Source organism: Marinobacter sp. EN3 (genome assembly GCF_000475315.1).
Taxonomy (GTDB): Bacteria; Pseudomonadota; Gammaproteobacteria; order Pseudomonadales; family Oleiphilaceae; genus Marinobacter; species Marinobacter nauticus.
Map to the genome: position 1 here is coordinate 184,638 of NZ_AXCC01000063.1, position 24,734 is coordinate 209,371.

A 24,734-nucleotide genomic window follows, 5' to 3' on the forward strand; every position below is an offset into this window, starting at 1 on the left:
GGTTACGCTCTCCCTCCGGCCGTCTCGAACAGGCCGGCCAGGTAAGGATTGAGAAACCGCCCGCCCGGGTCCAGGCTGCGCCGCACGTCCAGAAAATCCTGCCACCTGGGATACAGGGCCCGGAAATCGCCGGACTTGAGGGTGTTGAGCTTGCCCCAGTGGGGCCGGCCGCCGTGCCGCAGCAAAATCGGCTCCAGCGCCGCGAACATGGGTTGATAGTCTTCCTCGAAGAACCGGTGTACCGCAATGGAGACGGAATCGCGCTGGTAAAACGGGCTGAGCCAGGCATCGTCGGCCTTCACAAAGCGAACCTCGAAGGGAAAGAACACCTCGGGAAACTGTGCTTCCACCACAGACACGATCTCCCGGAAGGCCGCCTGCCAGTTTTCCCGCGGCAAGTGGTATTCCATTTCATTGAAACGGACATTGCGGTCGCTGGTGTAGTTCTGCCAGGACGCGGCCACTTTCACTTCTTTATCCAGGGTGCGGATATAGCCGCCCAGGATCAGCCGGCGCAATCGGGGTGACCAGGCCAGGTAGTCTCGCGCCCGCTGCAGATCCCGGGCACCGTCATTCTGGTCCAGCTGGGCGGTGGCCGATACCGGTTCGTCGGTCAGATCATGCTGGCTGGTAAACCCCATGCCGGAGAATGGAATGTAATAGAACTCGTAGTTGCGATGCTGGTCGGCGCGGGCATCGGCAGCATCCAGAATGTCGTCCAGTGGCAGCCACTCGGTGGTCTTGCGCAACCGGTAAGGTCGGGTGTTCTGCAGGGTCACGTCGGTCACAATGCCCAGGCAGCCGAGGCCAACCCGGGCGGCGTGGAAAATCTCCGGGTGCTGGCGCCGGCTGCATTCCAGCAGCTCGCCCCCGGCGGTCATCAGGGTGAGAGCCTCGACATAGCCGGACAGGCTCATCAACCCGGCGCCGGTGCCGTGGGTTGCAGTGGCCAACAGTCCGCCCAGGGCCTGTTGATCAATGTCCGGCATGTTGAACAATGCCTGGTTGATGGCCTCCAGCGGCCGGCCCACCTGCCCCAGCAGGGTTCCGGCAGCGATGCGGGCCTGGCACTGCTGATCATCGTGGCTCAGAACACCGGTCATGCGCGCCAATGAGACCAGAATGCCGTCGGTGGGTACCAGGGCCGAGAATGAGTGCCCGGACCCCACGGGCCTTATGGTAGTCCCCGCATGTTCAGAGTTCTGCAGCAGATGCCGGAGCTCGTCAATGTTGGCCGGAGCAACCCGGTTTTTGGGCAGGCAGGTCTGGGAGCCGGACCAGTTTCGCCACGGCAAAGGACTTTGTGATAGCTCGCCCGCAGCCGGTAAGGCGCTCTCCCTGGCGTTGGCACCGGTCAGATGGCTGGCGATGGCAGTGCTGACCAGTAACTGCAGAAAATGGCGCCGTTCCATTGTCACTGGCCCTCCGCTTCGGCAGGCGTGGCCATAAAGCGGATCAGCTGGCGGAACTGCTCGGCGTTGCAGTCCATACAGAGCCCGTAGGGTGGCATCCCGCCCATGCCAGAGACCACGTTATCCACGAGAACATTCATGCCTTTGTCCAGCCTTGGCTGCCAGGCCTCGCCATGGCCGGTCAAGGGGGCATCCGAGGTGCCTCGGGCGTGGCAGGCCTGGCAGGACCGCTGGTAGACCGCGGCCAGTTCCGGACTCGCCGGGATGCTGTTGGCGGCATGGGCCTGAATGGCAGCGGATGGGCTGTGACCGCCATTACAGGCAGCCAGGCCGATGGTAATAGTGGCCACAACGGCCTGAGTCAGATGCTGGTGCAATCTCATCCTTGTCATCCATAACGCGATTATGTGTCACGTTTAGTGTCATCGATCCCGACTGAAACTGCAAATCCTTCTCGACTCATGAGTCGTAACTGTCTATTTTTTGTATAGGAAGCTTGAGGCGACAAGGAAATTGGCATGCAGCCAGAACGGCCGGATTATTCGGGGCTGACCCGACTGAAGGAAAGCCACAGTCCGCGAAGACGTGCGCTTTGGACAACACTGGTGTATCTGGTGGCCGGGTTTATCTGGATTACTTTCTCGGATCGTATCGTCGAGCTCTGGTTTCCAGATGCCCGCATGTTGTCGTTGGTACAGACCTGGAAAGGGGTCCTGTTTGTGGTGGTGACCGGCCTGGTGCTGTTCACGGTGATTCTGCGCCAGCTCAACAAGGACCGCGTGCTGCTGTCCTTGCAATCTGATCAGCGCCGGGCGCTCCGTCGGCGTGAACGACAGCTGACAGTGCTGATGGATAACCTGCCGGGTATGGCCTACCGCTGTCTGCCCGACGAAGACTGGACCATGTTGTTCGTATCGGCCGGGTGTGCCGATCTCACGGGGTATCAACCTGAGGAGTTGATTCGTAATCGAATCACCAGCTACGCGGCCCTGATGGATGAGGAAGACGCCGGACAGGTCGCGCAGGAAGTGGAAGCGGCGGTCCGTAAAGATGAGTCTTTTTCCGTCGAGTACGCCATTACCCGCAAGGACGGACGGAAGATATGGGTCTGGAAGCGGGGCTGCGGAGTGCTGGATGATGACGGCACCATGGTGCTTGAGGGCATTATTCTGGATATTTCCGACCGCAAGCAGCTGGAAAATGAGCTCGAAGCACTGGCGACGCGGGACTCACTGACCGGCGTGCTCAACCGCCGGGAGTGCTCACGGGTGCTGATCGAAGAGCTGGAGCGGGCGCGCCGGTACAACCGTCCCCTCGCGTTATTGTGGATCGACTTTGACCACTTCAAGGAAATCAACGATACCTGGGGCCACGCTGCAGGGGATTCCGTGCTCTGTTCCATCAGCAGTCTGCTCGAGGACAGCGTTCGCAGCGTTGATACCCTGGGCCGTTTCGGGGGCGAGGAATTTGTCCTTATTCTGCCAGAAATGGACGTTGCCGAAGCTGAGGAAACGGCTGAGCGGTTGCGCCAGCGTGTCTGTAATCAGCCGGTGGCCCTGGAATCCGACCACAACATTCGATTGACCATCAGTATTGGCGTGGCGGTCTTTCCCGACCATGGCGATACCCTGGATGCACTTTGCGCTGCCGCCGACAAGGCGATGTATCGGGCCAAAAAACAGGGTCGGAACTGTATCGCCATGGCACAGGCGGTTCAGCCAGTCCATAATGGTTTCAGATAGTCACGTTTTCCGGCCCCGTTCGAAAAACCTCTGGCGCACCAACCAATAACAAGACTGATAAGGCGTTTATCATGCATTCACTCGCCCGCCGTGCCCTGCATACCTGTAATGTGCCTCGGGACCTGAACCCGGTGACATTTTGCGACACCGCCGGTGAACATCCGGATCGGGTCGGGCTCGACAGCAATGCCGCCGAAGCCGTCTGGCGCAGTGTTGAGGCCCTTTACAGAACGGGTGTGCATCCCGGTATTCAGTTGTCACTGCGTTATCGGGGGGAGCAGGTATTGCACCGGTCGATCGGGCACGCCCGGGGTAATGGTCCTCACGATCCGGCCTCGTTGCCGCGCATTCCCATGACCACCGACACCCCGATCTGTTTCTTTTCCGCCTCCAAAGCAGTCACCGCGTTACTGATGCATATGTTGTCCGAGCAGGGGCTGGTCAACCTGATGGACCCGGTGTCCTACTATTGCCCGGAATTCGCGCGTAACGGCAAGCGCACGATTACCGTGCACCAGATTCTCTCCCACCGGGGCGGTATCCCCGCGATACCCCGGGAAACCCCGATCGACGTGCTTTGGGACCGCGACGAAATCTGGCGGCTCCTGTGCGCCGCCAAGCCAGTCGAAGTGGACGGGGCCAAGGTGGCCTACCATGCCATTACCGGTGGCTTTGTGTTGCAGCGTGTTCTGGAAAAGGTAACCGGCGACACTATCGAAAGCTACCTGGATCGCTACCTGCGCCGACCCATGGGGATGAAATGGTTTACCTATGGCATTGCTCCAGAACACCTGCACGAGCTCGCCAGCAATTATGCGACCGGGCCGACACCCCGGTTTCCGGTGTCCTGGGTGGTGAACCGCGCCTTGGGCGGTGATATCCGGACGGTGGAGAAAGTCACCAACGACCCCCGCTTCCAGGAGGCTGTGATCCCCGCCGGAAATCTGTGCGGCACGGCCGAAGAAATGGGGCGCTTCTTCCAGATGATGCTCAATGGTGGCAGTTGGGATGGCAAGCGCATCTGCAGCGAACTCACGGTTCGCCGTGCCATCCAGCAATTTGGCTCACTGCAGATGGACAGGACCATGCTGGTGCCCATGCGATTCAGTGCCGGCATGATGCTGGGCAGCAATCCTGTTGGCCTTTGGGGCCAGCAAAGCCGTTATGCGTTTGGCCATGTCGGGCTGATCAATAAACTGTGCTGGGCGGACCCGGCCCGGGACATTTCCGTCAGCTTGTTGAACACCGGTTTTCCGATTGTGGGCCATCACTTACCGGCCCTGGCCCGTTTCGTCTACACTGTCTGCAAACAGTTCCCGGTGTTGCCGGAAAACCAGCGGAGACTGGTGGCAGCCTGAGTGATTCATTAAGGCTTCAGGCCTTGGCGCTCAAGGCCTGAAGCCAGAATCTGTCAAAAAAAGTGAAAGCTTGTTCATTGTAATTGCACTTTGTCTGACAGTTCGGCACACTTGGCAACAGTCAATAAGGATGTTTTCCACACTCATTGGACGAGGTTAACTATGGAAAAGCCGCAATTTCCCCCGCCTGAGCAGCGTAGCGTCAAGCTTGATCAGCACGACAGTGTTCGTTCCCACGTGCAGCAGCAGATCTGCGATGAGGTGCAGCGCCTGGAACGTCGTATTGAAACCCTGCGCCTGACCAAAGCCCCCCACGCAGCCATCATGATTTCCACATACGAACGGATGATCTGCCGAAAAAAGGGCTTTCTGCAGAACTGGGACCTGTAACCGGCCCGGTTCTGCAGAGACGATTGCTACTGTCGGTCAGGTGTTGATTCTGCATTCCAGGACATCAGGAATTCCGTTTCCGGCTGATTGGCACAGTTTGCCGGATTGCTGACGGTTGGAATGTCATCGGCGTTCTCGTAATCGGCTGGATCTTCCTCCGGATCCGGAATTCTTGCCGGTTCGTCGTTGGAGACGAACAGATGGACCGTGCTCATGCCGTAATCCAGTTCAATGCGGAGACAGTCCGGGCTGTCGTCCTCCATATTGAAGCCGTGTCGACTGAAATCGATGACCGCCTGCTCCGGGCTTTTAATATACAAGGTATCTTTCTGGGTAGTTCCGATGAATTCCTGGCGCAGTTCGATGCCGCCGTAATCCCGTGACACGTAGTCTGCTGTTGCGTATTCCGGCTGGTTGTAGCCAATGGCGCTGAATGACGCTGCACTGAACCTCGAGCCTGCGAGAACGCTCAGCAGTTGTGGTTGTTTATCCCGGTCTTCGGCGTCAACGCTGCGGGCAACGTGCTGGATAGTTCGATAAACATGCCCGGTTTCGCTGCCAGCCTGGTAACGCCAGTCCAGGGTCTGATAACGCCATTCCCGGGCATTCAGAGGTCGGTTTTCAAGGGTTGCAGCCTGATCGGTAAATCGGATGGAGGCCTGGTTGGCCCTGGAGTTATAGGTCCCAGATTCATCGGCTTCAATGCGCCTGCGGATATAGCCCCGCCCTTCATCAAAATTATCAACGCGCCCTACGCTGATCACCTGATTCATCAGATCGAGAGGGTTACGGACCTTGCGGTAGCTTTTTCCGTCGCTGGTAGGCTCGGCACCGATAAACCGGTCGATATGGCGACGGATGTCGGCAGCCGTTGCCTGGTACTCCACGGTCTGGTCCGCGCCGTTCGGCTCGATACCGGGATAGAAGTCAGCAAAGCGGGTTTTGCTCAGAGTATTCGGGGCACGGTCTGTATCTGCCAGGTCGAAGGTGCTGAAGGTGAGATCGACATTACTGGCCGGATTTAACGTCGACGAGGAATCGCCGCCACTGTCGACCCGACACCCGCTGAGTGTCAGTAACGTGAGTGAAACAGCAGCAAAAAGGCAGGAATGTCTCATTTCAGGTGACCCCGGGGTGCGAAAAAGCGTGTGAACGGCTAAAGTGACGAGTGCTGACAATAAACGATAAAGCACGCAGCTACCCGCGCGGAGATCACATTTTGCAGCAACGGTTTGCCCATATCCCGGTGCGGACGGTGGTTCTTCTCCTGTTTCTGGCCGTTCTGGTTTTGCCATCTGTGGCGAAGGCCCAGAATGCCTGCCGGGATGGGCAGATCATGCTGGATCACAACACCGGTAGCATTCCGGATCTGGGCGAGTGCCTCTGGTACCTGGAAGATCCTGAGCAGTCACTGACGATTGACGAGGTTCGCGCCGCAGGCGAGGACAGGTTGACCCGTCATCAGGGTGGCGTACTCAACTTCGGTTATACCGGCTCCGCCTACTGGACTCGCTTTGACCTGAGCACCCGCCGTTTAACCTCCCGCTCGGACTGGATACTGGAGCTGGCGCTGCCACTGGTGGACGACGTTCGGCTGTATCTGGTTCGGGATGGGCAACTGGTGGAACAACGCCAGACCGGGTATCTGGACAGCTGGGACGACCGGGATCTGGCCGTGCCAAACCCGACCTTTCGGCTCAGATTGTCGCCAGACACCGTCACCACGGTTTTCCTGCGCATTACCAACACCAACACCTTCCGCCTGCCGATTACCCTCTGGCACCCGGACAATTACATAGAAAAGGTTTCCATCGACGAAGCCGTGCGCGGGCTGCTGCTGGGTGCCATCCTGGCTATCCTGGCTTACAACCTGTTTGTGGCGGTGTCGGTGCGGGAGCGCAGCAACATCTACTACGTGCTCTACCTGGTATGTGCGGCGGTATTCATCGGTACCGAACAGGTGCACGGGGTTCAGTTGCTGGATAGCCGGCCAGCCTTGCTCAACAAGGAATACCTCCATTTCCAGATTATTCTGACCTGGTTCTTTGGCCTGTTAATGGCCCGTTCGCTGCTGGAAACCCGGCAACGCTCGCCCGATCTGGATCATGTACTCCGGTTATGTCTGACCTCTGTCGTCACCACCTTTGGTTTGTCGTTTTTCATGCCCTATTCGGTGGCCATGGAATGGATTGTGGTCGGCTCGATTCTGCTCAGTATCATTCTGATTGTGGTCAGTTATCTGTCCTGGCGCTATTACAACCCGGCAGCACGCTCTTATTTCTTTGCCTGGACCCTGGCCCTGATCGGGTTTGGTATCTATGCGCTGACGGTGATGGGTTACCTGCCGCTGAATACCTTTACCAGCTATTCGCCACAGTTCGGCCTGACGGCCCAGATCATCCTGTTTTCCTTTGCCCTGGCTGACCGAATCAAGCAGGTTCAGGGCGAGGCCCTGGCCTGGAACCAGCGCGCTCTGGCGAACCTGAGGCGTTACCAGTCACTGTTTGATAACGCCATTGAGGGCGTGTTCCAGATGTCACCGGAACGGCGGTTTGTAACCGCCAACCCGGCCATGGCCGAGTTGCTGGGCTACAGCAGCAGCCGTGAGCTGCTGGTGCGAAACCCGGATGTGCTGGAAACCTGCATTGCCGACGAGCGGTTGCGGCGCCTGGTGGTCGAGCAACTGGAAGCCCGGGGCACGGTCAAGGGGATTGAGGCCCGTTACCTGACCCGTCAGGGCGAGGAGCGCTGGGCCACCATTTCCCTGCACACGGTGTATGATGCCGAGGGCCTGCCCATGCATCTCGAAGGCACCTGTATTGACGCCACCGAGAGCCATCAGCGCCTGCAGATCGAGCGGGAGCGGGAGCAGGAGCGGCTTGAAAAAGAGCTGGCCCGGAATTCCGCTCAGGCCAAGAGCCAGTTCCTGGCCAATATGAGTCATGAAATCCGGACCCCGCTGGCGGCAATCATCGGCTATGGCGAAACCCTGCTGGACCCGGATCTGAACGAAACCGAGAAACGCAGCAGTGCTGAAACGGTGGTTCGCAGCGGGCGTCACCTGCTGGAGCTGGTGAACGATATCCTCGACCACTCAAAGATCGACGCCAACAAGCTGGATGTTGATGTGGTGCCGGTCAATCTGCCGGAGTTACTGGATGAAATCCGCGCCTTCTTCGCCCCCCGGGCCCGGGAAAAGGGCCTGGATTTCAGTATCATCTGCGATTATCCCCTGCCCGAGAAGATCCGGACCGATCCAACCCGTTACCGACAAATTATCATTAATTTGTGCGGAAATGCCCTGAAGTTCACGGAAAATGGGTCTATCTCCCTGATTATTCGCTGTGACCGGGGCGCCGAGAAGCTTTACGCCCGGGTGGTGGATACCGGGATTGGCATGAAGCCTGAACAGCTGGACCGTCTGTTTGACCCCTTTGCCCAGGGCAGCACCGCAATTTCCCGCCAGTATGGCGGCACGGGGCTCGGCCTCAGTATATCCCGGAGGCTGGCGGAACTGCTGGGCGGCGATATCCGGGTGTCCAGCACCTATGGTGAAGGCAGTGAATTTGAAGTGTGCATCAGCACCGGTGAACTCGCGCAGGTTCATTTCCTGCGGGATGCCTCGGAATTCAGCCAGCGGCGCCGGGCCATTGCCATGGTCATGGCGCCCCGGTTGTCGGGCCGCATCCTCTGTGCCGAGGATAACGATGTAAACCGCCGGCTGGTGTCGTTGCTGGTGGGGCGCACCGGTGCCGAGCTGGTGCATGTCAGTAATGGCGCGGAAGCCCTGGAGCGCGCCACCCGCGAGCACTTCGATCTGATTCTGATGGACATCCAGATGCCGGTGATGAATGGCCGGGATGCCACCCTGGCGTTGCGGGAAGCAGGTGTTAACACCCCGGTGGTTGCGCTTACGGCCAATGTCATGGCCGAGGATATCGCTGAATATCGTCTGGCGGGATGCAATGATCACCTGGCCAAACCCATCGACAAGCAGCGCTTTTACGAGGTATTGGCCCGTTACCTGGCGTTGTCGGCGGAAACGGCGGTGGGTTCGGGTCACCGGTACAGCGGTAAGGTGCTGGTGGCCGAAGACAACGATGATAACCGTGGGCTGGTGGAGCGGATGCTCCGCCGCACCGGCGCAGAGCCCTTGCTGGTGACCAATGGGGAAGAGGCGGTTCGCCGGGCCCTGTCGGAAACCGTGAAACTGGTGCTTATGGATCGCCACATGCCCGGCATGGACGGCGTTGCGGCCACCCTGCTTTTGCGCCAGGCGGGCTTCCGGCGGCCGATCATTGCTTTTACCGCTGGTGATCAGGCAGAGAATGAAGCCTTGCTGGAGGCCGGTTGCGACGGGGTGCTGAACAAACCCATTGACCATGCCCACCTGCAGGCCCTGCTGGATCGCTATCTGCCGGTGGAACAATGGGTCGGCGAGGCGGTTGACGATGACATTAGTCCGCTGGTGAACCGTTTCCTGGATGGCCTGGCTGAGCGAAAGCGTCGCATGGAAGCCGCACTGGCCCAGGGACAGTTGCAGCAATTGCAGTCCGAGAGCCATCAGATCAAGGGCACCGCCGGTGCCATGGGCTATCCGTTGATGACAGAACAGGCAGGGATACTTGAGCGATGTGTACGCTCAAGCCCCGGAGAGAGGGGGATGATTCGACAGGAACTGACCACCCTGAACGCCATGATTGACCGGGCCCTTGAGGGCCACCAGAGGTCGTCGAAAACCACAAAGGAACAGGCCAATGAGCGATAACCAAAAACAGGAACATTATTCCCTGAGCATGATGTATGGCACATACGCCGACATACTGTTCGTACTGTTTCCGTTTCTTGTCATTGCCATGCAGCGGCTCTGGGATGGCAACCTGTACCAGTCCCTGATGCGGCCCGACCTGAGTATTGCTGCGGCGATTCTGGCCGGCCTGGCTATCGGCAAGTTTGTGCTGGGGTTGGTGACCAATCGCGATCTGGGGCGCTACAAAGAGCGGATTGTGTTTTTTATTGCCCTGACGCTGTTCGTGGTCCTTGGGCCGGCCATCATCCTGATCCTGAGTATGACCGGGAACTCGGAGATTCCGGGCTTTGTGGCCTTTGTGCAGCCGGTACTGCTGATTGTCTCCATTTCCCTCTATACAACGGCAGTCAGCATTGCCAATATTCTCACCCGGGTGACCGCGCCACCGTCCGTCGGTGACCATGGCGGGCCCGCCGGTGATGAACCGGTTGATGTCCGCCCCGGGCCCGCACCTCTGGACTTGCCGCGCCGAACCGGCAACGATACCTACTGAGCCAGGGCACAGAACAGGAGAGTGTAATGAGTGATCTCAGAGTACTGGTGGTCGAAGATGAGCCGGTGATGCGGGAGCGTCTGGTCGACATGCTTTACAAAGCCGGTGCTACCAGCGTGTCTGAATGTGCGGATGCTGCCTCTGCCAGGGCGGCGTTCGAGGCCAGTGAGTTCCAGATCATTCTGCTGGATCTGGGACTGCCGGATGGTAACGGTCACGAACTGATGACCCGTTTCAAACAGGTTCGGGAGAACCAGCATATTGTGCTGGTCACCGCAGACGATTCCATTGAGAGTATTCAACGTGCCATCAGTGCCGGCGCGAATGGCTATGTGGTGAAGCCCTACTCCCAGGAAAAGATTTACGATGTGGTGAACAACTACGCCATGGTCCATGGCGGTGATCTGTCGATGATGGATGGGCTGAACCGGCATCATTGACCGGTTCAGCCTGCGGCTTTGGCGGCACGTCTGATCAGGCTACCTGGCGGGCAATCCAGGAATTGTAGCGGGTCGCAAGAGCCCGGACATATCGGGCTTCGGCGCCGTCCAGATTGCTGAGTACGCCTTTGAAAATCCAGCCCCGCTCATACAGACCCAGCACCCGCTGCTCGTCATCCAGATTGACTCGCTGATTGAGTTTCTTGCAGATTGCATCCAGCAGCGGCAGCTTCTCCGGGCGCTTGATCGGAGCCTGACGATTGGCCATGGGCTGGTTCGCTGCACGTGATGTCGGATGTCTTCTCATGATGTTCTCCTTGTCGTTTTGCGGCTGCAAAAACAGAAAACCCCGGAGCCTCACAGGCAACCGGGGTCTGGCGGAGAAGCTGCCCCGGTTACCGCAACGGCTCCCGGGACTGACCGAAAGCCGTTAGCTGTCTTTCACCATGGCACGCACGGCCTGCCCAATCTGGCAACCGGCGGCTGAGTATACGGTGTGCTTTGAAATCATCCTGGTCATATCGGCTCTGTGGATTCGGTTCAGTCATCAGTGTATCGGCAATTGGACGGTTTGCAATAGCCCTGTTCATTCGGCAAACCCGTACAGACGCACCGGCGGGAAATCCTCATACTTTGCCTTGTCACGTGTTTTTACGTTGTGCAATCCGCGGTACCTGCCTGGCAGGTATCGGATGGATCTCTCCTTTCTACGCAGCCCGTTGGGCTGCGTTTTTTTTGCCATCTCGGAAAGTTCGTAGCCACTACTTCGTACAGCCATCTATGGCGGCTTTGGCGATAATTCAATCACTCAATACATCCAGTTATCCAATTGATATCCAGAGGTTGAAACCGAAGAAAATGCCCGAAGAACCCGGACCTGCCCGTAACAAGTTCCGTTCTGATTTTATTGTCGAGATTGCCCTGATTGTCGCGGTTGCCGTTTATCTGGTGATGGCGCAGGGGCAAGTGGTGGGTGAGAACCTGTCCTTTACGGTTACTGGTGCCGCGCTGATGGCACTGGCCACCTACTGGACACTTCATACCATCCGAGATGGCCTGGAAGTTATTGCACTGCGGCTTCGCCCCGGCAAATAACCCGTTCCCAGGTTTTGTGCAGGATGAGTGCATCGTTGGCTGCCCGGTGCACGGGCAGCCCGAGTTCGGCAATCACCTGCTGGCGGATGCCTGACCAGTGGCGTACCTGGTCCGGGTCGAGCAGCATGGAAATGGATTCCAGTTGAAACGCCGGAACCTCACCGGCGGCCCGGAACAGCCTGTGTAGCCAGAAGCTGTCAAAGGTCCAGGCGTCACAGAATACCTGCTCCGGCAACAACTCGTTTAATTGCTGAGCCACCTCGCTAACCGGCATGCCTTCCTGCAACAGCCGTTGCCTTGAAATTCCGTGAATGGTTTCCGCGCTTTCAGACCAGTCCTGCCAGAGCACATGGGGCTGAATCAGCCAGCTGTGCAGTGCCCCGTCGGGCATGCAGATGCCTACCTCAATCGGGTAGCTGGCGATCAGGTCGAGGCTGGACGCCTCAAAGTCAATAAAGGCCGGGCTGAAGTCTGAGCTCATTGAATCGGTGCTGGTGCTTTGTCGTTTTCTTTCGAGTTTACCCCTGATCTTGCCAGGACGCGAACCCAACTCGGTTTGTCACTGTTACAATATGGCCACGCTTTGTAAAAGCCCGATGACACACCCTTCTGAAAAACTGGTGCTGACCCCTCATGACTGACTCCGTTGTCGTTATCTATTCCGGTGGTATGGATTCTTTCACACTGTTGCACCTGGCCCGCGCCAGGGGGCTCAAGGTACATGCCCTGTCCTTCAACTATGGCCAGCGCCACGTGCGGGAACTGGATGTGGCCGCCGACGTTTGCCGGGCTGAAGGTATCCCCCACAAAGTGATTGATATCCGTGCCATGAGTGAGGTGATGTCCGGCTCGTCTCTGACGTCCGACATCGAGGTGCCTGAAGGCCATTATGAAGAAGACACCATGAAAGCCACGGTGGTGCCCAACCGCAACATGATCCTGTTATCGCTGGCGACCGGGTATGCGGTGACCACCGGAGCGGGCGCGGTCTGGTATGGGGCCCATGGCGGGGACCACGCCATTTACCCGGATTGCCGGCCGGAGTTTGTTGAAAAGATGGATGCCGTGTGCCGGGTGGCCAACTACGAGCCCGTAGGCATTGAGGCACCCTTTATGGCCATGGACAAGGGCCAGATCCTGGCAGAAGGGCTCAAGCTGGGCCTCGATTACAGCCAGACCTGGACCTGCTACAACGGCCGCGACAAGGCGTGCGGGCGTTGTGGTTCCTGCGTCGAGCGGCTGGAGGCCTTTGCCGCCAATGGCGTCACCGATCCACTGGCCTACGAGCGTCTTGCCTGATGTACCGCGTCAAGGAAGCCTTTTACACTCTCCAGGGTGAGGGCGCCCAGGCTGGACGCGCGGCGGTGTTCTGCCGGTTCAGCAAATGCAATCTCTGGACGGGGCGTGAGAAAGACCGGGCGAATGCGGTGTGCAATTTCTGCGACACAGATTTTGTCGGTACCGATGGCCAGAATGGCGGCCGCTTCGACACCCCGGAGGCCCTGGCCGCCCATATCCGGTCACTGTGGCCCGATGCTCCTGGCCGGCCCTATGTGGTCTGTACCGGCGGTGAGCCTCTGCTGCAACTGGATGAGCCTTTGATCAGGGCCTTTCACCGGGCCGGGTTTGAGGTTGGGGTGGAAACCAATGGCACATTGCCTGCGCCCGAAGGTATCGACTGGCTGTGTGTCAGCCCGAAAGCCGATGCCGAGGTGGTCATTGCTGAGTGTGATGAGCTGAAGCTGGTCTACCCGCAGCCGCTGGCGCCACCGGAGCGATTTCTGCACATCCGGGCGAGGCATTACTTCCTGTCACCCATGGCCTCACCGTCTGTGCCGGAGGGTGGGCCGGATGCCATCAAGCAAAGCAATACCCGCAAAGCCACGGACTACTGCCTGGCGCATCCGCAATGGCGGTTAACCTTGCAGATGCACAAGATTCTGGGTATCGACTGAGTCAGGCGGTTTCAGCGGTCTGCAGTTCCCGGTTGCGAAAGTGGCTGGGGCTCAGCCCCGTCCAGCGTTTGAACGCCCGGGTAAAATTGGCGGCGTCGGCATAGCCCAGGCTGTCGGCAATCTGGCTCAGATTCATGGTGGTGCTGGCCAGCAGATCCCGTGCGCGCTCCAGGCGGACCTGGTCCACAAGGGCCTGGAAGCTGGCTTCTTCTTCCTGCAGCCGGCGTTTGAGGGTGCGCTCTGAAACATACAGGGTAGAGGCCACCCGGGCCAGTTTTGGCGGAAACGGGTGGCTGGTTTCGATCACCCGTCGAACACGGCAGGCAAACCCGGCATCTTCTTTTAGTTGTTTCAGTGCCGTTTCGCATTGTTCCCGCGAACTGATCGCCAACTGATCGTTACTGAACTGCACAGGCAGATTGAGCTGGCTGGCAGGAATCACCAGGGCATCTTCACTGGCGCCGTAGTCCACCGGCACCCCGATGGAGCGTCGGAACCGGTGAAAGTGATTGGGTTCCGGGCCCCGGCGCAAAACCTGTGTCCCGGGCACCGGGCTGCCAGTGAGTTGTGCCCCCATGGAAACGCAGCCGAACAGCACGGCATCCAGAACGAATCCCTGCAACGGGCCCAGCTCGATATCGCATTTGACCGCGTACCAGACATTGCTGCCTGCGACTCGCTTCTCTACCTTCAGATGCGGTGCCCGCAAGGTGAGATAACGGGTCATCAGCTCCAGAGCCTCGGCCAGCGTGCGGCTGCTCATGACAGCGGTACCCAGTGCACCGTGCAGGGGCAGCTTGAGTTCCCTTGCCAGCAGGATACCAAGTCCAGGTTCACCACTTTCAATGATGGCCCGGGTCACAAACTCGCTGGCCTGGGCCTGGCTGACCCGAAGTTCGGTGGAATTGAGCCGGGTGGGATCCAGCCCGACTCTCAGAATCAGATCCCGCTCATCAACACCAATGGTATGAAGCAGCTCAGCCAGGGTATGCAGGTAGATGGCCGGCATGCCCAGATCCTGAGAATTGGAAACAGAGGCGCGCATGATGTTCCTCGTCAGCGTGTGTTGTTGTTATGTAAGGGAGCTCGTTGGAACCGATTATGGCGCTTTGCACGGTTGAGCCCCATGACTTCGCTGACGGGTCAATGGGCCAGAGAGGCCAATTGCTTTATCTCGCCTGTCGTTGAACAAACTCCTGCAACACCCTGGCGGATTGGCCCGGGCGTTCCAGCATGGGCAGGTGGCCGACACCCGGGAACACGTGAACTTCCGCATTGGGTGTGGCGGTACGAAACCAGTCTACGCAACGGGTTGGTGTGATCACGTCGCGATCACCCCATTGCACTTGCAGTGGTGGAGTGTCCGGGCCAAGAAATCGCGCGGGGGCCAGGGCATCGGCCAGCATATCGTTGAAAATATGCCGTAGCGATGCTTGCCGTTTTAGCAGGTCAGGACCCAGCAGGCCGGTCATGGCCAGCCCGGGTACCGTGGGCTTGCCATTCCCGACGCTGTTGAACATGCGGTAAACGCCGGCCCAGTCGCCAGGAATAAGAATGGCATCGCGATCAGACTTGAAGGGCGCGTTGATATCCACATCCGGGTGTTCCGGAATGCCGGCACTATTGAGCAGTGTGACCGAGCGGGGTGGCTGGTTCAGCTTATGGGCGAGGATCGCGGCAATGGCACCGCCCATGGAACTGCCCGCCAGATGCAGGTTGTCGCCCGGGTATTCAGACAGCCAGTCCCTCAGCCGCTCTGCCTGGCGTTCGTAGCGATAGCTGGCCGCGGGCTGATACTGGCTTTCGCCCAGCCCCGGCAGGTCCGGAATCAGCAGATGCCAGTCCGAAGGCAGCTTCTGCATCCAGAGCGCCCAGTTCTCCTTCATGGAGGCAAAGCCATGGATAAGCACCAGGGTCGGACGCCCCGGGCCGGGCCGGCCGCGTTCCAGAAAAATCATGCGATGACCGTCCACACCGGCTTCCCGGCGTTTGGCTCTGAGCAGCCAGCGTTGTCCGGTTCGGGCCATGGGCCAGAGATCGGGTACAGGGATCGATGCCACGGGCATACCTCATTACTGTGAATGCCTTGTCAGTTTAACGCGGCGCGGGCCGTGCGCTATTGCCCGGCTGCCGGACTCCGGAGGCGGTGCAGCAAGTCAGCGGGTGGGAGTGAGTTTCAGATCGGTCAGCACGGGATTGTGGTCAGACGATCGCCACGGGCCCGACTGATCCGGGGTCTGACGGTAGCTCAGCGCCCGGGGCTCATCAGCGTTGATGTTCCAGATTTGCGCCTGCTCAATCCAAGGCATCAGTGCCGGGCTGGCAAGAGCGTAATCAAGGGTACCTTTCTGGCCCTGGTACCGGTAGGTATAGTGCTCGCACTGCATTGGCAGGCAAGGGTAATACTGGTGTACCAGGCTGGTGAAACCTGCTTCCTGGAACCGTTCGACCGGCGCCTCGCGGGCATAGCTGTTGAGATCGCCAGTAATCAGTACGGGTGTGGTTTCGGGATCTCCGGCCAGCGCCTGGAGCCAGATCACGATAGCGTTGGCGCTGAGGGTCCGCTGCCGGTTGTAGCAGCCCTGCCCGTCGCCCTGATCCTGCTCTCGGGCCGCTGCATGTCGGCAGGATTTTGATTTCAGATGTGGTACCACCACCCAGAACGTCAGCTCGCTTCCCCGGGCACGGAATGCCTGGGCAAGTGGCGGGCGGGACGCGCCTGGAAGTTCGCCTGGTCCGGGCCTGTAAGCCGGGCCAGTGGGGCGGACCCGGGATTCCCGATAGAGCAAAGCAGTGCGGATGGCATCGTTGCCGTCCCGGCCCGGCGTCTGTACGACTGCCCAATCAGCGCCGAGCGTCCGGGCCAGGCCAGCCGCCGCACTGTCTGGGCCGTAGCCGTCATTTTCCAGTTCGGTCACGGCAAGGATGTCTGGGTGCGCGTCCTGGATGGTTCGGGCGAGTTTACGGTTCTGGGTCTGAAACTGCTCGAGCGATGATGCGCCCCGTGGCGTGGGAAAGCCCTTGCCCTGCCCGTCGCCATTGAAGTAGTTCTGCAGGTTCAGGGTCATGATCCGGATACTGTCCGTTGATTTGGTCGGCGCTTGTGGCCTGGGGTTACGGGCCTGGAAACGTGGTACAGCGCCCGGTTGAACCCGCCACTGGCCAAAGCGGTAATCCAGTACGCCCTCCAGTTCTGACACGATATCGCCGGCCCGAACGGTATCGCGTTCTGATAGCCAGGGCACCGGCGTCGGGTTTTGCTTGCCCAGGCCGTCGTCCAGGGTTATCCGTTGCGCCAGGTTTTGCTGTTCCAGTGTGCGGGCAGCCGGACCTGGCGCTAACTGTTCTGTGGCAATCACCTGATCGCTGGCCGCCAATGCCAGCTCGCCGTACCTGGCCAGGTTGTAATTATCGATGACCGTCAGGGGCTCGTCGAAACGCACCCGCATGTTTTCCAGGCTTTCGGGTGGTTGCGACCAGGGTAGCGATACGTTGATCGGCGCTGGCAGGGGTGCCTGGCCGCAGACTGAAAGGCTGTGCACCGGTGCCAGTTCGGTCAGGCCGTGAAACTCCTTGACGGTGCCGGTAACCCGCACCCGCTGACCCACGGTGCCACCGGCTTTGCGGGTATAGACAAACAGTGCTTCTGAGGTGGCTGGATTGTCATCGGTCTGGTGATCGGCCTGCTGCAGATAGAACCCGGAAAAGCCGCCAGGTTTTCGGGCATCCAGTACAAGAATGCCTTCTACGGTCACGGTTTGGCCGATCAGTGGGGATTGGTTGCCGCTGCCCTGTACCTGATGGATGGGCGTAGCGGAAGCTCCACAGCGGTTATCGGCATGCGCCTGGAGTGGCGTCGCCGATACCACGAGCCCCAGGCAAAAAAGGGCAGTAAAGGTCTGGAGCGGTCTGGTCACGGGGCCAGTCTAGCAGAGACCGGCCACCGCCTTGAGTGCCCGTTCGCGTTTGCTGCCAAAACCGAGCTGGTCCGGGTTGGCCAGTTCTAGCTGCTGAACCAATGGGTCTGGGTGGCTGTTTTCGTAGGTGATGCCCAGTCTGGACAGCACATAGGGTGCCAGGGCTGCTCGGGTTTCGATGTGCAGCAGGCCATTGGTCATGCCGTAGTCGCGGGCGATGATCTTCTGCTGGGCTTCGGTCAGGCGCTGGTCCGGGGTGATCTCCAGTGTCACCTGCCGCTGCCAGTCGTCATCCTGCTGGGCGTTGTGCCGGGCTTTTTGACGCAGGGCTTCAATACGGCCGTGGAAGCGACTCAGGGCAAAATCCCGGAATTCCCGGTTGGCGCTGCACCATGCCCGAACGTGCCAGCTGTTGCCGGAACAGACCAGAGCGTGGGGTTCCAGCACACTTTCGGCGGCTTCCGGGCGACTCAGTGATACGTAGCTCGCCTTCAGCTGGCGATGATAACGGGTAGCGGTCACCACGGCCCGCATAACTTCCGGTTCTATATGGCGGGCGGCCTCCGGGATGACGGCGTTGCCGGGCAGGCCCAGTTCAAGATCGGAGAAGGTATCACTCAGATTCTGCTGGCGGGCCAGAAGATCCTGATACTCGGATACGGCGCCCCGGGTGACCACCGGCTTGAAATTGTCAGAGGGGACATAGCCTTTCAGGTGCCGGTCGTAGACCAGATTGCCGGGAGCCAGTTCACGAAGATAAGTATTGATGTCCTTGGAAGCCTGCTGTCGACCGATACCAAAGCTGTGACAGATATGGTTGGTGGTCAGCCGACCCTCCCACAGGGCGATAATCTCGATCAGGCGATAGCGAAGCAGTAAATCCCAACGAATGGGCCAGTCCGTTTTCTTCATAACCAGGCGCTCACGGTCCAGTAGATTGCATGGCAAATATGTTACCTGCTCCCGCCAATCGGGTCTGTTACGACCCATTAATGTAAAACATTGTCAAATGGCCTGCCAGTGCGGGCTCGGGGTCTCGGCAACTCCCTAGTGGCGCGGCTATAAAGAGGTTGGTTAAATGCTCGCCAGCAGACAATCTATAATGTTGCTATCTTTTCTTTTTGTTACCCACTGTAATCGCGACAGGCAGAATTCCGATGACCCGAATGGTTGCGTCTTTATCAGCGCTGATACTCAGTATTGTCCTTCTGGTCAGTGGCAACGCCTTTCTGATGACTCTGTTGGGCATTCGCCTGAGTATTGAAGAGGTTTCGCCAGATGTGATCGGCTGGGTGCTGGTGTGCTACTCCATCGGGTTTGTGCTTGGCACCTTGTATGTGCACAAGATTATTGGCCGGGTGGGTCACATCCGTGCCTTTGCGGTGTTCGCAGCCATGGCGGCGGTCACCGCCCTGATGTATCCGATGGCTATTTCCATGGTGTTCTGGGCCGTGCTGCGGGTGCTGTCCGGCTTCAGCATTGCCGGGGTGCTGGTGGTCATTGAGAGCTGGTTTTCCAGTCGGGCCACCAACGCGAATCGCGGCGCACTCTTCGCGGTCTATCAGATTGTCTTCTATCTTTCGGCCGCCGGCGGCCAGTTGATTGTCAATGTCGGTGACCCGGCCAACTTCCTGCCGTTCTCGCTGGCGGCCATGTTGCTGACGCTGGCATTGATTCCGTTGTCTTTGACCCGGATGGAGGCGCCGGTTATTGAACAGGCCAGCCGCATGTCGGTGTTCAAGCTGGCGCGCGAATCTTTTTCGGGCGTTGCCGGGGCGCTGATCTGTGGGGTGATGATCGGTGGCTTCTATGCCCTTGGGCCGGTTTACGCCACGCTGGTTGGCCTGGATGTGGCGCGCACCTCTACCTTTATGGCCAGCGCGATTGTGGCGGCCATGCTTCTGGCCTGGCCGCTGGGACGGCTGTGCGACCGTTTTGACCGGCGCAGGGTCATGTTCTGGGTGGCGGTGGCCGCGTCGGCTTCCGCGGGCGGTGTGGCGGTGCTTGGCGCCGGCAACCTGGCCTTACTCACGCTTTTGGTAGGGCTGTTCACCGGCCTGTCGGCCACTATCTATCCGATTGCCGTGGCGATCACCAACGACCGTATGGACAGCAACCGGATAGTCTCGGCCAGTGCGACCTTGCTGCTGAGTTACGGTATTGGCAGTGTCATCGGCCCCATTGCCATGGCGGAGCTGATCAGCCTGTTGGGTCCGGCTGGCCTGTTCTATGGCAATGCGGGGTTCCTTCTGGTGTTGGCGGTGATTACCAGCTACCGCATCAGCCACACCGAAGATGTTCCGGTGGAAGAGCAGGAGCATTTCGTTCCGGCCATGCCGGAAACCTCACCGGTGCTGACCGAGATGGATCCCCGGAACACCGAGTTTCACGAATCACCGGAAGTGGAAGAAATGCAGGAGGAGCTGCGTCAGGCCGGTTGACGCAGCTTTCGGTTTTCCCCAATTATATTTTTGTCTTCACATCTGTTTTTATTTCAATGGTTAGCTTACTATTGGTGAATTTCCAATAAGGTAAGTCTTTTGTCGGTTTTCGGGGTGGCGTTTGCTTGTCCCATGCCGGATCACCATCAGGAGTAATGAACCATGAGAGATCAGTTTCCGTTTGCTGTTGCCCGGGTAACCCGCCGCTGGCGCAAAATGCTCGATGAACGCCTGAAAGATCTGGGTGTTACCCAGGCGCGTTGGAGCACCATGGTGTATCTGCAGCAAGGTGGTGAAGGCCTGACCCAGCGCGAACTGGCCAGCCTGATGGCCATTGAAAACCCGACCCTGGTACGTTTGCTGGACAGTCTCGAGCAACAGGGGCTGATTGAGCGCCGCCCATGCCCCAACGATCGTCGCGCCCGTCGCCTTCACCTGACCAAGGCCGGTGTCGAGTTCATGGATGAGTTGTCCGAGCGCGCGGCCACGCTCCGAGAGGAGATGCTTGACGGCATTTCCGACAAAGACATTGAGGCATCGCTCAAGGTTTTCCACAAGATCATGGAAAACGCCGAGAAGCAGAAGTGAGTCTTGGCTGATCAATCCGTAGAGGGCCTGCGGGCCCGATATGGTGACCGCTGGCGCTGGCTGGCGGTGCTTACCGTGGTGCTCGGCACCATGGCCACGGTGCTCAGTGCCACGGTGGTCAACGTTGCCCTGCACGATATCATGGTGGAGTTCGGTATCCGCCAGGGCCAGGTTCACTGGCTGGCGACCGGTTTCATTGCCGCCATGACCACCACCATGCTGGCTTCGGCGTGGCTGCTGGACCGCTTCGGTGTCCGCAAGACCCTCAGTACCGCCATGGCCATGTTCACGCTGATTTCCCTCGCCGGTGGCTTGGCGCCCACGCCAGAATTGTTGATTGCCGCCCGAATTGGGCAAGGGGCCATGGCCGGGTTGATGCAGCCCATGGGCATGTATCTGGTGTTCCGGATTTTTCCGGCGGACCAGCGCGGCCGCGCCATGGGCATCTATGGCATGGGTGTGATTCTCGCGCCGGCTCTGGGCCCGGTCCTCGGTGGTTTTCTGGTGGATCAGTTCCACTGGCGCTGGGTGATGTTTGCCCCGGCTCCGGTCACCCTGCTGGGTGTGTGGATGGCCTTGCGCTTTCTGCCGTCACCACGGTCCCGTCCGGCTCCCTACATGTTCGATCTGTCCGGTATGGTTCTGCTGGGGGCCGCGGTTGCGGTCACCCTGGAAACGCTTAACCGTCTGCAGGACTGGCCCGGAGACTCTGTGCGTATTGCCTGGCAGGGCGCATTGGCTGCGATTCTGATTATTGGATTTATCGTACGTGAACGTCGTGCCGCCCATCCGCTTGTCCGATTGGCGTTACTGCGAGAGCCGGTGTTTCTGTACGCAACCCTGGGCGCCATGGCACTGGGTCTGGCGCTGTTCGGCTCTACCTATCTGATCCCGTTATTTGTGCAGACTTCGCTGGGCTTCTCGGCCACAGAAGCGGGCTTGCTGATGTTACCCGCAGGCGTCGTACTGGGCATGGTGTTCCCCGTCGCCGGCCGGCTTGCCGACAAACGCAGTGCCCGTGGGCTGGTGTTGTTTGGCATTGCCATGTTTGCCTGTTCGGCGGTGTTGTTTGCCGCTACCGGGGCGCTGGTCGGGTTTGTCTGGCTGGCATTGTGGGCAGTTGTGGGCCGAATCGGTATAGGCTTTATGTTGCCGGCGCTGTCGACGGGAGCTCTGAACCCGCTCGCGCCGGAACAGCTGGGTGCAGGTTCCAGTACGATCAATTTCGCCCGTCAGCTGGGTGGTGCGCTCGGGGTGAATATCGTTGCCCTCACCATCGAGTTCGGCGAACACGAAGGCGGGCTGCCAACCGTTTCAGCCTTTGCCTCGGCCTGGTGGCTGGTTGCGGTATGCGTGGCGCTGGCGGCGGTGCCGATCTGGAAAATGCGGGCCTGAGGCCGGGAGTTGCCTTGTTTGCCGCTATTCATTACTATGGCCGCACCTTCGGGGGAGTAGCCTCTGCACCGGTGATCCGGGGCAGACGGTGGTCAACATACTTGCAGCTCAATCTGCATGGCCATCGTGTTCCTGAACAGGAACTGGCAAGACCTGAGGCAGATCACCTCCAATGGGCGGAAGGTGGGCTGTCTCATGTCTGAATTGTCTCCGCCCTGAGGTTCTGCTGAATGGATGCTTTTCTCGCTTCGACGCTTGCCGTTGCCATCGCTGAAATTGGCGATAAAACCCAGCTGTTGTCTCTCTTTCTGGTTGCCAGATACGCCAAACGTACCCCTATCATCCTCGGGATTCTGATTGCTACCGTTCTTAACCATGCCCTGTCCGCCTGGCTGGGCGCCTGGGTTGCGCAATGGATTCCGGAGGCCTGGCTGCCCTGGATCCTGGCCGTCAGCTTTGTTGCCATTGCCCTGTGGCTGTTAATTCCAGACAAGGATGATTCGGAGGACTCGAAATTCCTGGGTATGGGTGCCTTTATGGCCACGACCATCATGTTCTTCCTGGCGGAAATTGGTGATAAAACCCAGATTGCCACGGTGGTCCTGGCCGCACGGTATACCGACACGTTCTGGGTTATCATGGGTACAACGGTGGGTATGCTGTTGGCCAATGTGCCGGTTATCATGGCGGGTCGCTGGCTGATGGAACGCCTGCCTCTGGCCATGGCGCGAATCAGTGCGAGTATTCTGTTTGTGGCCCTGGCCGTGGTGACGGTCTGGGCCACGGTAATGAACTCCTGAGCCGGACGCCGGTCATTGAGTGTGAGAAATGTTGTTACGGGAACCCAATCTTATGCGGTGGAAAAGCTGGTTGCTTGTTGTTTTTGGTGTCAGTCTGCTGTGGCCGTTTTCCTCAGTACAGGCCGCCCGGGACACAAACGGGCCGGAGGCATCAGAACAGGCGCCGGACCGCTCCCCGCGGGTTCCTACCTTTCAGCCCGACGGTGACCTGGCGGGAGAACTGCAGGTGTTCAATACCGTCTATGAGGACACCTTTGCCGGCATTGGTAACAAGTTGGCCCTGGGGTACCTGGAGTTGGTGAAGGCCAATCCCGGTATTGATCCCTGGCTGCCGGGCGAAGGCACCATGATTACTCTGCCCCGCATGTATGTGTTGCCGGATGTTGAGCGCGAGGGCATCGTGATTAATCTGGCTGAATACCGGCTGTATTACTTTACACCTGATGGCGGGGTGCAGGTGTACCCGGTTGGTGTGGGCACTGAGGAAAACCCGTCGCCGCTGACCAATGCCAAAGTAACCATGCCACTGGAGTCCCCGGCCTGGTACCCGCCAGCGAGCATTCGTGCGGAATATGAGGCGTCGGGAGACTATCTGCCGAAAATGATCCCGCCCGGCCCGGGCAATCCCCTGGGTACTCATGCCCTGATGCTGAGTGAGAAAGGCTACCTCATTCACGGCACCAACAAACAGTTCGGTGTTGGTATGCCGGTCAGTCACGGCTGTTTCCGCATGTACAACGAAGATATTTCACGGTTTGTCTATCAGGTGGAGAAAGGCACGCCGGTACAGGTGATTCGTGAGCCGGTCAAGATCGGCATGTCCGGTGGTGAGGTGTGGCTGGAAGTGCATCGGCCCCATGAGGACTATTCGGCCCGCGACCGGGAGCGCCTGTGGGCTCAGGTGTTTGAAAAAGTAGAGAGCTTCCGCCAGCAGCATCCGGATGTGGATCTTCGCCGCCGTTCCATTGAGCTGGCGGTGGATCAGGCCGATGGTCTGCCCACCATGGTCGGCGAGAAGCTGACCCGGATGGCATCCGAGGACTCGGTTGAACCCGCAGAATCCGAGAAACAGGGCAAGCCGGAACAGACCCTGTATTTCTAGTCCCCCTGGTAAAGGAACACCGCAATGAGCAGGAGCATTCTGATCACCGGCGCCAGTTCTGGCCTTGGCGAGGGCATGGCCCGAGAATTTGCCGCCCGCGGAGATAACCTGGCGCTCTGCGCCCGAAGAACTGAGCGGCTCGAGGTGCTGAAAGCGGAGCTTGAAAAACAGTATCCGGGTATCCGGATTCAGGTGATGGCACTCGACGTGAATGATCATGCTCAGGTGCAGGAGGTGTTCCGGGCGTTTCAGGCTCATTTTGGAGCACTGGACCGGATTATTGTGAATGCCGGTATCGGTAAGGGCCAGCCACTCGGAACCGGGCGCTTTGACGCTAACCGGCAGACCGCAGAAACCAACTTTGTCGCCGCCCTCGCCCAGATTGAAGCGGCGATGGAAATATTCAGGGAACAGAACCGGGGCCACCTGGTGGCCGTATCATCGGTAACGGCAGTGCGTGGAATGCCGGGCAACGTTACCACCTATGCCGCCACCAAGGCCGGGTTGGCAGCACTCTGTGAAGGACTGCGCATCGAGTTGAAAAAACGCCGGTCCCCGATCCGTGTGACTACCCTGTATCCGGGCTATATTCGCACTGAAATCAATGAGAAGGTTAAAAACACACCGTTCATCGTCGACGCACAAACCGGCTGTCGTGCTATGGTGAAAGCCATAGAAGCCGGAAAAGCCGAGCATTTTGTGCCCGCCTGGCCCTGGGCCCCGATCGGTTTTGTGCTCAGGCGGTTACCAGAGTCGGTTCTGGCAAAGCTGTTCTGATCACTCCCGTGGGAGGTTG

At 59.0% G+C, this 24,734-nt stretch carries 24 protein-coding genes; 15 read left to right on the plus strand and 9 right to left on the minus strand.

Translation table 11 applies throughout. From position 1 onward, the window contains the following. Window positions 1-2: 2 nt before the first annotated feature. Both Q675_RS34665 and Q675_RS34670 read right to left on the minus strand, forming a co-directional pair. A complete protein-coding gene (locus Q675_RS34665; protein WP_011783674.1) occupies window positions 3-1,412 on the minus strand; it encodes a D-arabinono-1,4-lactone oxidase in 1,410 nt (469 codons plus the stop codon). 2 nt (window positions 1,413-1,414) lie between these two features. Continuing rightward, the gene (locus Q675_RS34670) at window positions 1,415-1,795 is read right to left on the minus strand and encodes a c-type cytochrome (protein ID WP_023011965.1); all 381 of its coding nucleotides are present in this window, start codon (window positions 1,793-1,795) and stop codon (window positions 1,415-1,417) included. Window positions 1,796-1,930: 135 nt separating this feature from the next. Here Q675_RS34670 and Q675_RS34675 point away from each other — a divergent pair, with 135 nt between their 5' ends. The 3 genes from Q675_RS34675 to Q675_RS34685 all read left to right on the plus strand — a co-directional run bounded on the left by Q675_RS34675 (window position 1,931) and on the right by Q675_RS34685 (window position 4,902). Further along, entirely contained in the window at window positions 1,931-3,154 is a 1,224-nt protein-coding gene (locus Q675_RS34675) for a sensor domain-containing diguanylate cyclase (RefSeq protein ID WP_023011966.1), read from the plus strand. 71 nt (window positions 3,155-3,225) lie between these two features. Beyond that, window positions 3,226-4,512, plus strand: a complete 1,287-nt coding sequence (locus Q675_RS34680) for an EstA family serine hydrolase (protein ID WP_011783677.1) — start codon at window positions 3,226-3,228, stop codon at window positions 4,510-4,512. 162 nt (window positions 4,513-4,674) lie between these two features. Continuing rightward, the gene (locus Q675_RS34685) at window positions 4,675-4,902 is read left to right on the plus strand and encodes a hypothetical protein (RefSeq protein WP_022991822.1); all 228 of its coding nucleotides are present in this window, start codon (window positions 4,675-4,677) and stop codon (window positions 4,900-4,902) included. 26 nt (window positions 4,903-4,928) lie between these two features. Here the strand turns inward: Q675_RS34685 and Q675_RS34690 are convergent, their stop codons facing one another. Continuing rightward, window positions 4,929-6,020 carry a hypothetical protein gene (locus tag Q675_RS34690; RefSeq protein WP_023011967.1) on the minus strand — a complete coding sequence of 364 codons (1,092 nt, stop codon included), beginning with the start codon at window positions 6,018-6,020 and terminating at the stop codon, window positions 4,929-4,931. A gap of 101 nt (window positions 6,021-6,121) precedes the next feature. Here Q675_RS34690 and Q675_RS34695 point away from each other — a divergent pair, with 101 nt between their 5' ends. The 3 genes from Q675_RS34695 to Q675_RS34705 are packed head-to-tail and all read left to right on the plus strand — an operon-like array spanning window position 6,122 to window position 10,645. Beyond that, window positions 6,122-9,670: a 7TM diverse intracellular signaling domain-containing protein gene (locus tag Q675_RS34695; protein ID WP_023011968.1), complete on the plus strand. Its 3,549-nt coding sequence runs from the start codon at window positions 6,122-6,124 to the stop codon at window positions 9,668-9,670. Continuing rightward, on the plus strand, window positions 9,660-10,205 hold the full coding sequence (locus Q675_RS34700) for a hypothetical protein (protein WP_022991825.1): 546 nt from the start codon (window positions 9,660-9,662) through the stop codon (window positions 10,203-10,205). Before Q675_RS34695 ends, Q675_RS34700 begins: the two co-directional genes overlap by 11 nt. A 26-nt stretch (window positions 10,206-10,231) precedes the next feature. Beyond that, window positions 10,232-10,645, plus strand: coding sequence for a response regulator (locus Q675_RS34705; RefSeq protein WP_011783682.1), 414 nt, complete (start codon window positions 10,232-10,234; stop codon window positions 10,643-10,645). Window positions 10,646-10,679: 34 nt separating this feature from the next. Here Q675_RS34705 and Q675_RS34710 read toward each other — a convergent pair whose 3' ends face one another. Next, window positions 10,680-10,952, minus strand: a complete 273-nt coding sequence (locus Q675_RS34710) for a hypothetical protein (protein ID WP_031209774.1) — start codon at window positions 10,950-10,952, stop codon at window positions 10,680-10,682. A 551-nt stretch (window positions 10,953-11,503) separates the two neighbouring features. Between Q675_RS34710 and Q675_RS34715 the strand changes: the two genes are divergently transcribed. Continuing rightward, window positions 11,504-11,740, plus strand: coding sequence for a hypothetical protein (locus Q675_RS34715; RefSeq protein ID WP_014420082.1), 237 nt, complete (start codon window positions 11,504-11,506; stop codon window positions 11,738-11,740). Here Q675_RS34715 and Q675_RS34720 read toward each other — a convergent pair. Continuing rightward, window positions 11,709-12,221 carry a hypothetical protein gene (locus Q675_RS34720; RefSeq protein ID WP_011783685.1) on the minus strand — a complete coding sequence of 171 codons (513 nt, stop codon included), beginning with the start codon at window positions 12,219-12,221 and terminating at the stop codon, window positions 11,709-11,711. The two genes, Q675_RS34715 and Q675_RS34720, sit on opposite strands and share 32 nt — an antisense overlap. 152 nt (window positions 12,222-12,373) lie before the next feature. On the opposite strand from Q675_RS34720, the gene queC reads away from it, so the two are divergent. Then, window positions 12,374-13,039 (plus strand): 7-cyano-7-deazaguanine synthase QueC, encoded by a 666-nt coding sequence (gene queC, locus Q675_RS34725; RefSeq protein ID WP_011783686.1) that lies wholly within the window; start codon window positions 12,374-12,376, stop codon window positions 13,037-13,039. Next, window positions 13,039-13,695, plus strand: a complete 657-nt coding sequence (queE, locus tag Q675_RS34730) for a 7-carboxy-7-deazaguanine synthase (RefSeq protein ID WP_011783687.1) — start codon at window positions 13,039-13,041, stop codon at window positions 13,693-13,695. Before queC ends, queE begins: the two co-directional genes overlap by 1 nt. 1 nt (window position 13,696) lies before the next feature. On the opposite strand, the gene Q675_RS34735 is transcribed toward queE, so the two are convergent. From Q675_RS34735 to Q675_RS34750, 4 genes are all read right to left on the minus strand, one after another. Then, window positions 13,697-14,740: an AraC family transcriptional regulator gene (locus tag Q675_RS34735; protein WP_011783688.1), complete on the minus strand. Its 1,044-nt coding sequence runs from the start codon at window positions 14,738-14,740 to the stop codon at window positions 13,697-13,699. Window positions 14,741-14,864: 124 nt separating this feature from the next. Then, complete coding sequence (locus tag Q675_RS34740) at window positions 14,865-15,755, minus strand: alpha/beta fold hydrolase (RefSeq protein ID WP_011783689.1); 891 nt, start codon at window positions 15,753-15,755, stop codon at window positions 14,865-14,867. A gap of 96 nt (window positions 15,756-15,851) precedes the next feature. Then, window positions 15,852-17,612, minus strand: coding sequence for an ExeM/NucH family extracellular endonuclease (locus Q675_RS34745; protein ID WP_023011970.1), 1,761 nt, complete (start codon window positions 17,610-17,612; stop codon window positions 15,852-15,854). Window positions 17,613-17,621: 9 nt separating this feature from the next. After that, complete coding sequence (locus tag Q675_RS34750; RefSeq protein ID WP_014420089.1) at window positions 17,622-18,524, minus strand: helix-turn-helix transcriptional regulator; 903 nt, start codon at window positions 18,522-18,524, stop codon at window positions 17,622-17,624. 245 nt (window positions 18,525-18,769) lie between these two features. Here Q675_RS34750 and Q675_RS34755 point away from each other — a divergent pair, with 245 nt between their 5' ends. The 6 genes from Q675_RS34755 to Q675_RS34780 all read left to right on the plus strand — a co-directional run bounded on the left by Q675_RS34755 (window position 18,770) and on the right by Q675_RS34780 (window position 24,715). Further along, window positions 18,770-20,053, plus strand: a complete 1,284-nt coding sequence (locus Q675_RS34755) for an MFS transporter (protein ID WP_022991835.1) — start codon at window positions 18,770-18,772, stop codon at window positions 20,051-20,053. Window positions 20,054-20,215: 162 nt separating this feature from the next. Beyond that, window positions 20,216-20,641: a MarR family transcriptional regulator gene (locus tag Q675_RS34760; RefSeq protein WP_011783693.1), complete on the plus strand. Its 426-nt coding sequence runs from the start codon at window positions 20,216-20,218 to the stop codon at window positions 20,639-20,641. A gap of 3 nt (window positions 20,642-20,644) precedes the next feature. Beyond that, complete coding sequence (locus tag Q675_RS34765) at window positions 20,645-22,036, plus strand: DHA2 family efflux MFS transporter permease subunit (protein WP_011783694.1); 1,392 nt, start codon at window positions 20,645-20,647, stop codon at window positions 22,034-22,036. A gap of 230 nt (window positions 22,037-22,266) precedes the next feature. Then, complete coding sequence (locus Q675_RS34770) at window positions 22,267-22,836, plus strand: TMEM165/GDT1 family protein (protein WP_011783695.1); 570 nt, start codon at window positions 22,267-22,269, stop codon at window positions 22,834-22,836. Window positions 22,837-22,888: 52 nt separating this feature from the next. Continuing rightward, window positions 22,889-23,938: a L,D-transpeptidase family protein gene (locus Q675_RS34775; RefSeq protein WP_011783696.1), complete on the plus strand. Its 1,050-nt coding sequence runs from the start codon at window positions 22,889-22,891 to the stop codon at window positions 23,936-23,938. Between the two features lie 24 nt (window positions 23,939-23,962). After that, a complete protein-coding gene (locus Q675_RS34780) occupies window positions 23,963-24,715 on the plus strand; it encodes an SDR family oxidoreductase (protein WP_011783697.1) in 753 nt (250 codons plus the stop codon). The last annotated feature ends 19 nt before the right edge of the window (window positions 24,716-24,734 follow it).